The organism is Paenibacillus sp. RRE4 (assembly GCF_031844205.1).
Lineage (GTDB): Bacteria > Bacillota > Bacilli > Paenibacillales > Paenibacillaceae > Paenibacillus > Paenibacillus xylanexedens_B.
Window position 1 is genome coordinate 2,247,262 of the sequence record NZ_JAUZUT010000001.1, and the last position, 15,530, is coordinate 2,262,791.

At 43.2% G+C, this 15,530-nt stretch carries 14 protein-coding genes; 9 read left to right on the forward strand and 5 right to left on the reverse strand.

Annotated elements, in window-relative coordinates; all coding sequences use genetic code 11:
- Window positions 1-12: 12 nt before the first annotated feature.
- Together Q9R46_RS10080 and Q9R46_RS10085 are read left to right on the forward strand one after the other, a co-directional pair.
- Complete coding sequence (locus tag Q9R46_RS10080; RefSeq protein ID WP_311279917.1) at window positions 13-1,176, forward strand: extracellular solute-binding protein; 1,164 nt, start codon at window positions 13-15, stop codon at window positions 1,174-1,176.
- A complete protein-coding gene (locus Q9R46_RS10085) occupies window positions 1,173-2,012 on the forward strand; it encodes an ABC transporter permease (RefSeq protein ID WP_311279918.1) in 840 nt (279 codons plus the stop codon). The genes Q9R46_RS10080 and Q9R46_RS10085 overlap by 4 nt, the downstream gene beginning before the upstream one ends.
- Window positions 2,013-2,204: 192 nt before the next feature.
- On the opposite strand, the gene Q9R46_RS10090 is transcribed toward Q9R46_RS10085, so the two are convergent.
- Window positions 2,205-2,627, reverse strand: coding sequence for a VOC family protein (locus tag Q9R46_RS10090; protein ID WP_311279919.1), 423 nt, complete (start codon window positions 2,625-2,627; stop codon window positions 2,205-2,207).
- A 191-nt stretch (window positions 2,628-2,818) separates the two neighbouring features.
- On the opposite strand from Q9R46_RS10090, the gene Q9R46_RS10095 reads away from it, so the two are divergent.
- From Q9R46_RS10095 to Q9R46_RS10105, 3 genes are all read left to right on the forward strand, one after another.
- Entirely contained in the window at window positions 2,819-4,633 is a 1,815-nt protein-coding gene (locus tag Q9R46_RS10095) for a glycoside hydrolase family 43 protein (protein WP_311279920.1), read from the forward strand.
- A gap of 261 nt (window positions 4,634-4,894) precedes the next feature.
- Window positions 4,895-6,247, forward strand: a complete 1,353-nt coding sequence (locus Q9R46_RS10100) for a glucoamylase family protein (RefSeq protein WP_311279921.1) — start codon at window positions 4,895-4,897, stop codon at window positions 6,245-6,247.
- 168 nt (window positions 6,248-6,415) lie between these two features.
- On the forward strand, window positions 6,416-7,438 hold the full coding sequence (locus Q9R46_RS10105) for a phosphotransferase enzyme family protein (RefSeq protein ID WP_311279922.1): 1,023 nt from the start codon (window positions 6,416-6,418) through the stop codon (window positions 7,436-7,438).
- Here the strand turns inward: Q9R46_RS10105 and Q9R46_RS10110 are convergent.
- Together Q9R46_RS10110 and Q9R46_RS10115 are read right to left on the reverse strand one after the other, a co-directional pair.
- A complete protein-coding gene (locus tag Q9R46_RS10110) occupies window positions 7,425-8,123 on the reverse strand; it encodes a transglutaminase-like domain-containing protein (RefSeq protein WP_311279923.1) in 699 nt (232 codons plus the stop codon). The genes Q9R46_RS10105 and Q9R46_RS10110 overlap by 14 nt on opposite strands.
- A 35-nt stretch (window positions 8,124-8,158) precedes the next feature.
- The gene (locus tag Q9R46_RS10115) at window positions 8,159-8,920 is read right to left on the reverse strand and encodes a helix-turn-helix domain-containing protein (protein WP_311280992.1); all 762 of its coding nucleotides are present in this window, start codon (window positions 8,918-8,920) and stop codon (window positions 8,159-8,161) included.
- 78 nt (window positions 8,921-8,998) lie between these two features.
- Here Q9R46_RS10115 and Q9R46_RS10120 point away from each other — a divergent pair, with 78 nt between their 5' ends.
- Window positions 8,999-9,673 carry an outer membrane protein assembly factor BamD gene (locus Q9R46_RS10120; protein WP_311279924.1) on the forward strand — a complete coding sequence of 225 codons (675 nt, stop codon included), beginning with the start codon at window positions 8,999-9,001 and terminating at the stop codon, window positions 9,671-9,673.
- A gap of 79 nt (window positions 9,674-9,752) precedes the next feature.
- Complete coding sequence (locus Q9R46_RS10125; RefSeq protein WP_311280993.1) at window positions 9,753-10,508, forward strand: SDR family oxidoreductase; 756 nt, start codon at window positions 9,753-9,755, stop codon at window positions 10,506-10,508.
- 115 nt (window positions 10,509-10,623) lie between these two features.
- Here Q9R46_RS10125 and ureC read toward each other — a convergent pair whose 3' ends face one another.
- The gene (gene ureC / locus Q9R46_RS10130) at window positions 10,624-12,336 is read right to left on the reverse strand and encodes an urease subunit alpha (protein ID WP_311280994.1); all 1,713 of its coding nucleotides are present in this window, start codon (window positions 12,334-12,336) and stop codon (window positions 10,624-10,626) included.
- Window positions 12,336-12,959 carry an urease subunit gamma gene (ureA, locus tag Q9R46_RS10135; protein ID WP_311279925.1) on the reverse strand — a complete coding sequence of 208 codons (624 nt, stop codon included), beginning with the start codon at window positions 12,957-12,959 and terminating at the stop codon, window positions 12,336-12,338. Before ureA ends, ureC begins: the two co-directional genes overlap by 1 nt.
- A 311-nt stretch (window positions 12,960-13,270) precedes the next feature.
- Between ureA and Q9R46_RS10140 the strand changes: the two genes are divergently transcribed.
- Both Q9R46_RS10140 and Q9R46_RS10145 read left to right on the forward strand, forming a co-directional pair.
- Window positions 13,271-14,155 carry an AraC family transcriptional regulator gene (locus tag Q9R46_RS10140; protein ID WP_311279926.1) on the forward strand — a complete coding sequence of 295 codons (885 nt, stop codon included), beginning with the start codon at window positions 13,271-13,273 and terminating at the stop codon, window positions 14,153-14,155.
- A 128-nt stretch (window positions 14,156-14,283) separates the two neighbouring features.
- The gene (locus Q9R46_RS10145) at window positions 14,284-15,477 is read left to right on the forward strand and encodes a hypothetical protein (RefSeq protein WP_311279927.1); all 1,194 of its coding nucleotides are present in this window, start codon (window positions 14,284-14,286) and stop codon (window positions 15,475-15,477) included.
- Window positions 15,478-15,530 lie beyond the last annotated feature (53 nt).

Below are 15,530 nucleotides of genomic sequence, written 5' to 3' on the forward strand. Positions count from 1 at the left end.
AGGATGAAAAATATGTTGAAGAAAAAGCCCTTTTTATCATTGTTGACAGTTGTTGGATTATCGATGTCCCTGTTAGCTGGTTGTGACAGTGCAAGTGATGCGAAGACATCCTCAAGTGAGAGCAGTGCAACGGCATCAAGCAAACCCGTTTCCTTTAACTTCTACTTTACAGGCTCACAAAATGTTAAGGATCTGTGGGATTCCCTCGAACCAATGTTTGAAAAAGAGCACCCGGATATTGACGTGAAAATGGTCTACATTCCATCAGGAACCGGAGCAGAGCCGACATATGACCGGATCGTCGCTGCCAAGAAGGCAGGCAAAGGATCAGGAGATATCGATCTGTATGAGGATAGCATCGTCACTGTTTCTCAAGGGATGAAAGATGGCGTATGGGCACAATTGGATACAAAGGAAATTCCTAATCTGAGCAAAGTTAATGCAAACACGATGAAGGATGTTAACAATTATGCGATTCCCTATCGTTCATCCGCGGTGGTGCTAGCTTATGACAGCAGTAAAGTTAGCAATCCGCCCAAAACACTGGATGAACTCTTGACATGGATCAAAGCAAACCCTGAGCAATTTGCCTACAATGACCCTTCAACTGGCGGTTCGGGAAGCTCTTTTGTGCAAACGATCGTGTACAAAGACCTGCCGGAAGAAGACATTCACAACTCCGATCCAGCGGTTATGGCGAAGTGGAGCGCCGGTTTTAATACCCTTAAAGAAATTGGACCATTTGTATACGGCAAGGGCATCTATCCAAAGAAAAATCAGGGTACTCTGGACTTGCTCATGAATGGAGAAGTATCCGTGATTCCAGCTTGGTCAGATATGGTACTGCAACAATTAAACGAAGGATTACTGCCGGATACAATCAAAATGCAACAGATTACGCCAGGATTTAACGGTGGGCCAACATACCTGATGGTGAATGAAGCGTCGGACAAAAAAGCAGCGATCAACACTTTCCTGGATTTTGTTCTTTCTCCAGAAGCACAAGAAGTGATTGTAAACAAAATGAATGGATTCCCTGGAATCGAACTTTCTAACATGTCTAGTGAAGTTCAAAGCAAATTTGACGGAGTAGCTGAGGGCTTCCGCACATTCAACATCGGGGATCTGGGCACAGAGATTAATAAACGCTGGCAGAGTGACGTTGCGGCCCAATGAGTAAGGAACTCAGGCAGTCAATTACAGGCATAGCGATGGTACTCCCCTCCTTCGCAATCCTGCTGATTGTGGTCATCATTCCCATTATTCAATCATTTATCATGAGTCTGAGCAACGACTCAGGTGGTTATGATCTGAGCAGGTACATGTATTTGTTTACCGATAAAGGCATGCGTGACAATATCGTTTTTACGCTGCGAATCACAGTGATAACCTGCATCGTCGTTATGCTTATCAGTTATAGTCTGGCGATCTACATGCGTTTCAATCAAGGTCCGATTGTGAATCTGATTCGTAAAACGTACATGATTCCGCTTTTTATCCCGGGGGTCATCGCAACCTATGGACTGATTAATCTGCTTGGAAACCATGGCTGGCTGTCACGTATGCTGGAAGTAGTGGGGGTAACGTTACCACGCATCATTTTTGATGAAAAAGGAATTATTATTGCGAACCTCTGGTTCAACATACCGTTTACAACGATGCTGCTCAGTTCAGCACTGTCGGGCATCCCGTCATCGGTGATCGAAAGTGCAAAGGACATAGGTGTAGGCAGGTTGACACTGTTTACCCGGTTTATTTTCCCGCTGTCCTATAAAACGTTTCTTGTTGCAATCACCTTTGTCTTTATGGGCGTGATCGGTTCGTTCACCGCGCCGTTTCTGATCGGAGCCAACTCTCCCCAAATGCTCGGCGTATCTATGCAACAGGTGTTCAGTGTATTTCAGGAGCGCGAACAGGCCGCAGCGATTGCATTTTTCTCTTTCTTGCTCTGTTCTGTACTTGGGGCGTTCTACATTCGTTCCATGGCGCAGGAGGAGAAGGGAAGAATTTAAAGAAGCAGCAATCGAAATAAAATGTAAGTTGAACCAAAGATTTATAAGCAGACACTCTACAGCATTGCTATTTGATCTAAACTAATCTAATGGTCTGAAAATGAAAGTAGCCCCTCGGAAGTAAGGGGCTACTTTCATTTTTCGCTTAAGATAAACATTCTGAATAAAGTTATCTCTACTTGTAGTTGAACACTACTTCATACGTCTGGAGATGGGGTGATCTTCATTCATTTGCAACAAATCCCACAGGTTTCCATAAAGGTCTTTAAATACAGCTACGATACCATAGTCTTGTTGCTTAGGCTCTCTTACAAACTCAATTCCTTTGGACACCATGTCATTGTAGTCTCTCCAGAAGTCGTCTGTATTCAGGAACAGAAAAACACGCCCACCAGTCTGGTTACCGATAAAAGGCTCTTGTTCCGGTTTTGATGCTCTAGCGAGTAATATGGTTGTACCAATCGAACCAGGAGGGGCGACCACCACCCATCTTTTATCCTGCTCAGGTTGATAGGTGTCTTCAAGCAACGTGAAGTTCAATTTTTGAGTATAAAATTCGATCGCTTCATCATAATCGTTAACGACCAAGGCGATATGTATAATGGATTGGATCATAAGGGGGCCTCCGTTTCATCTTTTGCTCAACGATACAGTTATACCATTGGAATTGGAGAGACTACAACGGTAAATGAGGAAAAGCAGGAAGTTTCCCTACACCTAAACAGCGATTTGAAGTATGATATATACTAGGTTAAGCGCTTTCTTTTGAATCAAATTCAGTATACATACTTAGGAGGCTACCAAACTTGTTGAATACAAATACCAATTACGCTGGATATCTTTTTGTGCATTTTATCGGTGAACAGCCCGATGGGGAGCAGGTTTATTTTTCATATAGCGAGGATGGCCTTCACTGGAAGGATTTGAACGGGGGTAAGCCCGTATTGCGCTCCAATCTGGGGGAACAGGGCGTACGCGACCCGTTTCTTATTCGCTCCGGTAAGGAGGACAAGTTTTATCTGATTGCAACCGATCTGCGAATCGCAAACGGCAAAGGCTGGGGTTCTGCTGTAAACGAGGGAAGTCGTGATATCATCATTTGGGAGTCCGGTAATCTTGTCGATTGGTCTTCTCCATGGGCAGTTACAGTTGGTACTCCGGGTGCAGGCTGTGTGTGGGCACCTGAAGCCGTCTATGATGAAGCAGCTGATGAGTTTCTTGTCTTCTGGGCCTCGGCCACACAAGATGCAGATGAATCTGAACGTAAACAGAAAATTTACAGCGCACGCACCAAAGACTTCCGCACATTCACTCCATCGGAAAAGTATATCGAACGGGATAATCATATCATCGATACAACGATTCTAGCTTCTTCCGGTTCCTATTACCGTTACTCCAAAGATGAAACAACCAAGAATATTCGTGTTGAAAAAGGGCACTCACTGGATAAGGATGCATTCACTCCGCTGCATGCGCCTGTGCTGGAAGCGCTGATGGGAGTAGAAGGGCCGCAGATTTTTAAATTCAACGACCGGAATGAGTGGTGTCTGATTGTTGATCGTTTCGCCGAGGGAAAAGGTTATCTACCGCTGTTAACGACGGATTTGGATAGCGGAAACTTCCGAATAGCTTCAGATGATGAGTTTGATATGGGAAAAACCCAAAAGCGGCACGGCGGCATTCTGCCAATCACCGCGGAAGAAGGTAATCGACTGCTGGCCGCTTATGGAGACGGTCACCAGGTACTGGCTGGTCAATATGCTGACCCTGATGTGGCGAAGTTTGGCGACCGCTACTATATGTATCCAACTAGTGATGGCTTCGACGGGTGGTCAGGTACGCAGTTCAAGGTGTTTTCCTCCAGCGATCTGCAATATTGGCAAGATGAAGGAATCATTCTTGATCTGGCAACGGATGATGTGCCTTGGGCCATCGGAAATGCATGGGCACCAGCGATTGCCAGCCGCAACAACAAATATTACTATTATTTCTGCGGTAAAATGCCTAATCAGGAAAGTGCTATCGGTGTCGCTATAGCCGATTCCCCAGCAGGTCCATTCCGGGCGGAGCCTCAGCCTCTGATTACAATGGATCAATTAAGACGTCTTAAGATCACGATGGGGCAGGCTATCGATCCTTCAATCTACGCAGAGCAGGATGGCAAGATGTATCTGTTGTTTGGCAACGGAGATGCTGCTATAGTTGAGCTTGGTGACGACATGATCACTGTTGTTGAAGAAACAATGCGTAACCTTGCAGGATTGCATGATTTCAGGGAGGCCGTAACCGTGTTAAAGAGGGAGGGCCTGTACCATTTCACATGGTCTTGTGATGATACGGGAAGTGAGGACTACCATGTCAATTACGGCACGTCGCAAAGCCTCTATGGCCCGGTTACCTATCACTACCCTGTTTTAAGCAAAAATGTAGAAAAAGACATGCTCGGAACTGGCCATCACTGTATATTCCGTGATTCTGAAACGGACCAGTACCATGTGGCTTACCATCGTTTTGTCACTCCGTTATCCCGTTTCTCCGAGGGGAAAGGGTACCACCGGGAAGTGTGTATTGACCCGATTGAGTTTGGAACGGATGGGCGAATGAAGCCTGTTATTTTGTGAAATGGAAGCCGCTAACGATAGCGGCTTTTTTAGATTTTGCTGATCCGAAAATCGGATCGAAGTATAGCTGTTACGCAGGAGAGAAACTGTATGCGCTAAGAATTCATGTTTTATATGAAACGTTTCGAATTGAAAAATAAAATAGAAACCTAAAATAAACTTTAAAAAGTAAGGGCTTTCATTTTGTTATTTACCAAATATGGACATTCATGATATCATAAATGCGAAACGTTTCGAATTTATTTTGAAGGGAGAAAAGAGATGAATATTGTAAAAAGGTTAGGATTCATTTTAACTTTTTGTCTGTTTGCCAGTACAGCTTTCACTCCTGTCGTATCTGCACATGATTCAGGCAAGCCGCCAGGCTTCAAACCCGAATTGAAAGCGGTTGCCAAAAAAACGAACAAGTACTTCAAAGATTTTACCGATCCCCAAACCGGGTTGACGTATGATGAAGTTCGAATGAAGGAAACGGGAACGGAAGAAGCCAAGCGTACCTCACCGACAAACATTGCGATGTACATGATGAGTACCGTTTCTGCCGAACAAATGGGCCTGGTTTCGAAGAAAGAAGCCGTATCCCGCTTGAAAATAACGTTAAACACGCTGGAGAAGATGGATAAGTGGAACGGACTCTTTTATAACTGGTATAACACGGACGATGGTTCCGTTAAAAAAGATTGGGGGCAATTTATATCACAAGTAGATAACGGCTGGTTATCCGCAGGATTAATCGTCGTTGGACAAGCCTATAAGGAATTGAATGCACAAACCAGCACACTCGTTAACCAGATGAACTATACAACGTTATACGATCCGGAAGTCGGCCAATTCCGCGGTGGTTATGACGTTGCCAAAGGCGCACTGACCGAGCATCATTATGGCTCCTTTTATACGGAACCTCGTGTTGGTAGTTATATTGCCATCGGTAAAGGAGACGTACCGAAAGAGCATTGGTGGAAGATGTATCGAACCATGCCTCTTGAATGGGACTGGCAGTCTCAGATTCCACAGGGTATAACGGTGAATTATGATGGCGTGGATGTCTTCGAAGGAAGTTATGAGTATCAAGGTAAAAAATTCGTTCCTAGCTGGGGAGGCAGTATGTTTGAAGGGCTTATGCCAGGTCTGGTGATCAAGGAAAAAGACTTGGGTACTCAGGCGTTAGGTCTAAACAATAAACGTCATGTCGATCTGCAAATCGAATATGCCAAAGAAAAAGGGTATGCTGCCTGGGGATTCTCGCCATCGGCAACAGCTACCGGATATAGTGAGTTTGCAGCGACACCGCTTGGCATCTCAGGTTACAAAGACGGAGCAACGGTAACTGCGCATGCAACATTCCTTGCCTTGGACTATGCGCCTGAAGAGGCACGCAAAAACATCAAAACATTGAAAAAGTTAAACATGATGGGTAAATATGGTTTATACGACTCTATCAATCTGGAGACCAAAGAAATCGCCAAAGCTTATCTGGCCTTGGATCAAGGCATGATTATGGTATCTATTGCGAACTATCTGGAGGATGGAGTCATCCGTGATTATTTCCACAGCGATCCCATCGGTCAGAAACCTGAAGAATTGTTGAAAAAAGAAGTGTTCTCTATTCAGTAGACCCGATTCAAATGGAACGAGGCATCGCTTGATGACGCTTCGTTCCTTTTTTGTGTAGAACATAGTTTAAAATGTCTATTACATATTTTTACGCTTTTACTATCGTTACAATAAGATATAAGAAAAGTAGTTAATTTTTACTTTGTGAAAACTGCAGGGGGATAACATATGAATGATTTTTTTAGATTTGATACGGATGAAGAACGGCGAGCGTTATTCATCAGAGCAAGGAAAGTCGCATTATCAGCAATTCAACAGTATGATATAGAGTGGGATAACATCCGGTTTATTCAACTTTCTGATACAATCACATATAAAATTGAAACCAGTACAGATTACCATTATTTACTTCGTATTCATTCGGACCGATTGAGCAAAGAAGAAATTCGTTCCGAACTTTTACTGTTACAAGCACTGAACAAATCGAAAGATCTTAAAGTACCCGAAGGGATTGCAAATCGTGATGGTATTTATGTTTTGGAGATTGAAACAGAGATGGGATATAGACGGCCTTATGTAACGATGATGCGGTGGGTCGAGGGTGAAAAAGCAACAGGGGATTTTACGGATAGTCATGCATATCATATGGGTGTATTAATAAGCAGGCTCCATGAAGCAGCAAAGGATTTCAATCCACCTTCTGATTTTGTAAGACCTGTTTGGGGAGTAGAAAATTTTAAACGTGAACTGGCTAAGTTGGAACGTTACCATGAACGTTTTTTATCCGGAGAGGCATGGAAGCTGTATCAAGATGCAGCGGAGAAGGTTGTATCTCAGCTTACCATTATGATGCGTCCAAGTGAACATACCTATGGGCTCATTCATGCTGATTTACATACCGATAATATGGTTTTTAACGATAATCAACCTTCTCCGATTGATTTTGGAAGATGTGGGTACGGATATTATCTCTACGATATGGCAGGCACCCTATTGGAGCTTTGGCCAAAGCATCGATGGATGCTTATCCAAGGTTATGAGAGTATTAGGAAGCTCGAAGCGGACTATACTCGGAACCTGGAATGTTTTTTCATTATGATCCTGATCAAAAATTACTGCCATCACGCCTCTGATCCAAGAGAGACAGCCAGTTTAATCGAAGAACAAAAATATGCCCAAGCATACATAAGAGAATATTTAAACGGAAATCCATTTTTATTCCAAGTGATCGAGCCTGTCATCCCCGCCTAATGCCGCTCACATTCCTATTCATTAAATGCCTCACCACTTGGCTGAATATCATTCTCTTGATTGGATTTAGCTTTTGCGGATGGAGCGTAAAAAATTGATCGGGATTGTCGAACGTACCGAAATCCTGAACGATGCCTTCTTTCTGCACATAGGTGTCATTTTCATTCCAATAAATAGCGGGGTTCTGAAAATCATCCGTAGCCACGCCATACCCGCAAAATGAACCTGTACATTGCTCAAACTTTTGTTGAAGCTTGGTCAGATAAGCAAGATCCAGGATAAATCCCTCGATATTTAACCACCTGTCGTTATATAACACCTCAATCCAGCTATGGGTAATCTCTTTCGGCGAAAGGTGATAATACCAGCTTTTCATGGCACCTTTTTGCAATTGTTTATGAATCGTAAAACCGTGAATCCGGCAAGGGATACCCAATGCTCTGAGCAACGCCATGAATAAAATGCCTTTTGTGTTACACTGTCCATAGCCGTCCTGCAGCACTTCTGAAGCTTGAATATCATCACCGCGATTATAACCAAATTCAATCTCGTCGCGAACGTAATTGTATACGTGAAGGATTTGTTCCTTTACAGGGAGTGAAGTCCACTTACGGCTGCGAATGAGACCCTGAATGGCTGGATGATTAAAGTTTAACAATTCCGTCTGCTCGAGATAGTTATTCATATTTATGATGAGCACCTCCTGCAAACATTGTAACGTCAGTGCAGGGAATAAACTTGCAAAAACACGCTATCTTTACGAATATCTTTGGCGGTCATTCCTAGCAATCGCTTACTGGTATTGGCAAAATGAGAGGGTGTATCAAAACCAGCTAACATGGCTGCGTCCGTGATACTGGTTCCTTGAAAAATCAGATAACATGCCTTCTGTAGCTTATGTAAGACGAGATAACCACTAAGGGATATTCCTGTATTCTCTTTAAACAGATGTGACAGCCTACTGCTTGAAAGACCAAACTGCTCGGCGTAATTACGAATAGAGTGCTCCGAATCCGTGCAATCCTTCATATGTTGAATCAGTTCCTTGATTCGTGAATCCGTGACTACAGGTAGCGTGTGGTTCAGGTCAAATAAAGTCATGAGTTGTTGTAAAAATACACGGTAAGTCTCTGCATCATGGATTAGCGGTAAACGTGCTTTGAGAAATTCGGCGATTTCTTTACTAAGCTCCAAAGGGAAATTAACGTATGCCTGGTTGCCCATATATTTTTTGAAAGCCGCTGCGATGCTGGAGGTGCTGTCTATTAAAAGCAAGACTAGGGCCTGCTCCGATCCCTGCAAACGATGAGTAACATTGGAGTCAAGCACGATTCCGGTAGTACTTATAATCTCTCCCTGAACTTCAATCTGAAAATAATTTTCTAGTGCAATCGTAACTTGGATAAACGTATGTTGATGTGCCTCGGCATCAATGGCATTGGAATGCACAAGAATGTGATGCTGCGCGCCATATAAATTCATCAAACGAGAATCACCTCATATGTAAAATAAATCTATCTAATAATGTCAACTATACGTACTGAAATGGGGGAGAGAGCATTGAAAAAAATGATAGTGATAATTATATTACTTAGTTTAACATTTGTTGTATTGGGGTGCTCAACGGATCAACAATCCAGCTTGAGACTTAGCGATGAAAGAATCAAAGAACTTCGCCAAGAGTACCCACTTTCCGATGGTCGCTTTGATTATGCTCAAAGCATAGATGTTCCTTTTGAACAAATTTTGGAGAGATCAGATTCAGTTATCATCGCTGAAGTTGTGAAGCAAAACGAAAATTTCCAATCGACTTTATCTTCGGAACCAGGAACACCAGAGGGTGATTTAGCCGAGAAAGACAAAGAACAAGGTGTACAACCATACAAACCCACATTTGTTTCATATAAAGTTAGAGTGAAAGAAATCATCGTGGGAGAAGTGGTTGAGGAAACCACCGACTTATTTTATAACGCTGATTTCGTAGGGATTGAACCCGACTTAAAACCTGGTATGACCATTGTCACTTCCGTAAAAAAGGGAACAGCACCTGAACAAAAAGGAAGTTATTCTTTTACCAGGTATGCCACATATTATGTGGTGGATGAAAAGTATGTTTTATCTGCTTATCATGGGAAAACGGAAGAGATGAGAAGCTTCACCAATCAGATCGATGGAATAACATTAAATAACTTAATTGAGCAGATTAGAGAACTTTGGTCAAATCAACAAAAGTGATGTTCATCAACCCTATTATCTATTATGATGAAGATTAATTAATTTTTTCATAACAACTTTCATAAGTGGAGGTAGAATGATGACTCAAAATCAGAGGAAAATAGCAATGATCACAGGTGCCAGCGGTCCCAGAGAAATGGGAAGTGCTTTTTGTCGCAAACTAGCTTCCAGAGATATTGATATTTTCTTCACACACTATAAGGCTGACCCTGAATGGACCTTTGCGTTTCACAAGGAAATTGAAGATATGGGGGTTCGCTGTGCCTCAATCGATATCGATCTATCAGAACGTAATGCAGCTCATCAAGTATATGAAAGTGCAGTCCAACAACTGGGACAACCCTCTATACTGATTAATAATGCCGCTTATTGTGTCAACACCGATTACAAGTCCTTTGACGCTGAACTCTTAGATAATCACTTTGCTGTTAACATGCGATCAACGTTTCTACTGTGTACGATATTTGCCCGTGAATTCGAAAAATCCAATCTAACCTCAGGCAGAATTATCAATATGACTTCGGGACAAGATATATCGCCGATGCCAGGAGAGTTAGCGTATGTTGCGACCAAAGGCGCGATCTCCGCTTTTACAACATCCTTATCCCGTGAACTTGCACCTTTAAAGATTACGGTAAATGCCGTGAATCCGGGGCCAACCGATACAACGTGGATGGATGATTCCATTCGTGATTATCTGATTCCAAAGTTCCCGCTGGGACGGATTGGAGCACCTGAGGACGCATCGAACCTTATTGATTTTCTCGTGAGTGAGGCCGGAGCTTGGATTACGGGACAAGTTATTCATTCCGAAGGTGGGTTCATTCGAGAATAATCGAACGGGACTAGCAAGAATATGATTGGAATCATAAAAAGCCCGGCTAGTTAGCTGGGCTTTTTTGTAGATTTAAACGGAGCCATTCAATGAAGGCAACAATTATTCCATCATATTAACTCAAGAAGTACCTTTGTGCCATGGGAAGTTCGTCAACCGGAAGGCAGCGTAGCGTTTCACCGTTCACGGATACGGTGTAATTTTTCGGATCAACCATAATCGTTGGCGTTTCTCCATTCAGAATCATATCTTTTTTGCTAGCTGTACGACAGCCTTTCACAGGTTTTAAGAATTTACTGAGCCCCAGAGGGGAAAGGGTACCCGCATCAATAGATGCCTGAGAAACAAAGGTTGCACAAATGGCTGAACGTGCTTTGCCATAGCTTCCAAACATCGGTCTGTACATGTAGGGCTGTGGTGTCGAGATCGTAGAATTAGGATCTCCCATGACACTATGCATGATCATACCGCCTTTGATGACAAGTTCCGGTTTCACTCCAAAGAAAGCGGGTTTCCATAACACAAGATCGGCCATTTTACCGACTTCAATCGAGCCTACATATGTGGAAATGCCGTGGGTAATTGCAGGGTTAATCGTATATTTGGCAATATATCGTTTCACACGATTGTTATCCGCCCGGGTGTCGCCGCTAAGGGAACCACGTTGTTTTTTCATTTTATCCGCCGTTTGCCATGTTCTGATCGCCACCTCACCTACACGGCCCATCGCCTGTGAATCTGAACTAGTCATGCTGATCGCACCGATATCATGTAAAATATCTTCCGCACCAATCGTTGTCTCCCGAATCCGCGAAGCGGCAAAGGCGACATCCTCCGGAATTTTGGGATCGAGATGATGGCAAATCATTAACATATCCAGATGCTCATCGACGGTATTTCGGGTATAAGGCATGGTTGGACTGGTGGATGAAGGCAGGACGTTCGGCATGGAAGCGACACGTAACAAGTCCGGCGCGTGACCACCGCCCGCACCTTCCGTATGGTAGGTATGAATGGCGCGACCATTGAATGAACGCAGACTGTCCTCTACATATCCAGCTTCATTCAGCGTATCCGTATGGATATTGACCTGAATGTCATACTGTTCTGCCACGCTTAAACATTTGTCGATAACATAAGGTGTACTTCCCCAATCTTCATGAATTTTCAGCCCGCCTACACCAGCAAGTACTTGTTCCATCAACGCTTCAGGTCTGGAACTGTTGCCTCGACCAAGCATCACAAAATTCATCGGAAGTGAATCAAGCGCCTGTAGCATGCGTTCGATATGCCATACACCCGAGGTACAGTTGGTTGCAAGCGTGCCTGTTGCCGGGCCGGAGCCTCCACCAACCATCGTCGTAATGCCACTCTGCAGGGCAATTTCAATTTGCTGCGGCGAAATGAAGTGAACGTGGCTATCTACACCGCCAGCGGTCACAATCATATTTTCACCAGAGATCACTTCAGTACCCACACCAATATACATATCAGGATCGACACCATCCATCACAAACGGATTTCCCGCTTTGCCGATGCCTCGGATCAGTCCGTCCTTAATGCCAATATCGGCTTTGACAATTCCCCATGTATCCACAATAACAACGTTGGTAATAACCGTATCCAGGACACCTTCGCTACGCGTTGCCAGAGGATGCTGTCCCATGCCATCCCTGACCGTTTTACCTCCGCCAAAAACGCACTCATCTCCGTACACGGTAAAGTCTTTTTCAATCTCAATTTTTAACGAGGTGTCCGCAAGCCGAATCCGATCTCCGGTCGTGGGGCCATACATACTCGCATATGTCGCGCGATCAATGGTGTTCATCATTCAACCCTCCCGTTGGTTAACCCGGCGAATCCATGGATTTCTTTCGTTCCACCGATTTCAACCAGTGTAATCTCATGAACTTCTCCCGGTTCAAAGCGGACGGATAGACCTGAAGCAATATCCAGTCGATATCCTTTGGTTCCTTCACGATTAAATGATAAAGCGGGGTTCGTTTCAAAAAAGTGAAAGTGTGATCCGACCTGAATAGGTCGGCTTCCTGTATTGGTCACAGAACGGGTAATTCGTTTGCGGTTAGGTAACAGGACAATGGGGTCATCCGCAAATTCATATTCACCGGGGATAATCGCACCATCGATCCGGGCAACAGGCTCATGCACAGTCACAAGCTTCGTTCCGTCGGGGAACGTGGCTTCAATCTGAACTTCGCTCAGCAACTCGGCTACGCCATCCATTACCTGATTTGCTGATAAAAGGTGGCGAGCTTCTTCCATCAGTTGTTTAACGGTTTTCCCATCCCGCGCACCCTCTACGACAAAACCTGAAATATAGGCAGCGGCTTCCGGGTAATTCAGCTGAACGCCACGTTTCAGCCTTTTTTCAGCCATATCCGCTGCGAGATACATTAGTAATTTTTCACGTTCCTGTACAGTCAAGTGCATAGTCAGCAACTCCTTCGCTGAGTTAAAATGAGTAGGAATAACAGTTCGAGTTTCATGTAATCTTTTTCCAATCATTGCTTATGTTTGAAAATGTAACATGGTTGTAGAGGGGAGTCAAACAAGAATGTCAAATAACATGACATCAGAAGGTTGATTTGTGCAAGATCACAAATGATTGTTAAAGAAAAGGTGTTGTAGACAATATTAGTACAGAGATGGGTGAGGGATGATGAAACTTCTGAGTGCACAAATCGTTGCGAAACTTGGGTTACATAACGCTATACTTTACCTTAGTTGAGAGGAGGGATCAGATGGATTGGCTGATGAGAATGAATCGTGCTCTGGATCATATTGAAACGAATCTATCCAACGAAATCAGTTTAAATGACGTTGCGCAGTGTGCTTGCTGTTCTTCATATCAGTTTCAGAGGATGTTCTCGTTCATTACGAATGTGCCACTGGCTGAATATATTCGAAGAAGACGGCTTACACTGGCAGCCATCGAATTACAGCACAGTGATGCTAAAGTGCTTGATGTTGCCATAAAGTATGGCTATGAATCTCCGGTATCGTTTGCAAGGGCATTTCATGCATTACATGGAGTGAACCCTGCCAGTGCAAGAGAAAAAGGGACGGCGCTCAAAGCCTATCCACGGCTTTCCTTTCTTATCTCTATTAAAGGGGTTGAGCCTATGAATTATCGCATTGAAACCAAAGAAAGCTTCGAAGTGTTCGGGATTGAAAAAAAATTCAGCGTAAACGGAAAAGAAACCCCAGCCGACTTATGGAAACAAAGTCATGAGAACGGTGATGTCGAAAAACTTGCACTCCATGCAAATGGGCTCCCAGAGGTTTTGGATCAGAACTATCACCCTGTACACGCTGTTTGCAGTTACAGACTGACAGAAGTAGAAACATTCCCGTATATGTTGTGTGCATTTAAAAAGGAGACAAGTGCAACTGCTGGTTACACGGTTATGACTATACCTGCGCATACGTGGGCTATCTTTTCATCTGAGCCATTTGCCTGGGATCAACTCGGTGAGGTTATGGAAACGTTATATAAACGTTTCTTCTCAGAATGGCTCCCAACAGCAGGTTATGAGCAAGTTAACGGTCTCGAATTTGAGGTTACAGGAAGCAAGGATGGACTGCAATTCGTCGAATTATGGTTTGCTGTACGAAAAATCAATTGATCTGGTTGATCTAAAATAAGCTAGCCTTAATAGCCGGATCCAGCAGTCTTCCAATAGAAGGCTGCTATTCATTTTATACACATAAATGACGATAATGGATCTATAAAAAATAAAAAGAAAAAGGTGATATGTTGCTTCACATCAAAAGATTAATATCTCTGGTAATCATCCTAATGCTCAGCAGTTCTTTTACCGGAACGGTTTCTGCAAACAACTTTCAAAGCCTGCCCAAACCAGACTGGACCTTCTCCATTCCAGATGGACACGAGTATTTGTCCGACAGTAATGTTCGGATTACCAATCAAACATTGAACTTTATGAGTATGGACAATCAGATGTACATTTTTGACAAGAAGACAGGAAAACAATTATCCAAAACCGATTATACTGCTGGAAGCAACCTGATTTTTAGTTTTTTTGGTACATATGCACAAGTCGCGCAAAACGGTAATGTTTATATCCTCACTTCGATAAAAAATAGTTCTGGTGTTGTTAAACAACGTCTAACCGCATACAATCCTAACGGAAAAGTATTGTGGATGAAGTACTTTGACGAAAAAGTCCGTTCCATATCTGGAGTATCCATCATGCCTGATGGTAATTTGTTTGTTTATCTGGAAACAGCTTCTGAGCGGGTGACTAGTTATCGGTATAGTCCGGAAGGCAAGTTTTTGGGTAAAAACAATTGGAACGCATCCATTCTTTACGGTTTTGTCAATGGTTTACTCGAAACTATCAATAGGACAAGCAAAACGTCCAGCCGCATGACATATTTTGATTTTAAAATGAAGCAGCAATTTCAATACCATTTTGACTTTAAAGAAGGCATGTTTTCAGGGTTCGGTCCCGATGGTTTACTTCATTTTCAGAAGAATCACGGAAACAATGTTATAAGTTTCAGTGCTAAAACAACGAAGGGGAAGGAAGTGTGGACTAAAAAAATCAGCAATGTGAGCTACTATGACGACATGGAGACATCCATGACCGTGAAAAGAAACGTGTTTTCTAATGGATTCACAGGAATTCAATCGAATGGAAATTTTTTCATTATTGACCCCAAAGGCATCATGCAAACTGTCACTGCTTCAGCCAAAATGTACCAGACCGCGCCAGATGGAACTGTCATGCTGGTTGAGAACTCAAAAATATCCATCTATCAGACTAGTGCGTCGGCAAAGACCAAACTGAAGTTACTTCACACCGTTAATACTTCTGAACTAAAGGAATCTGATCCCACATTTGTATATGAGGGGGAAGGCATTATTTATGTAATGACCGATAATGTTCAGATAAACCGATTTGATTTGAATAAACAAACTTAGGGTATCGTTTCTTACTCATGTAAATAATCTTTCCTAAACAATTCGCCGACATG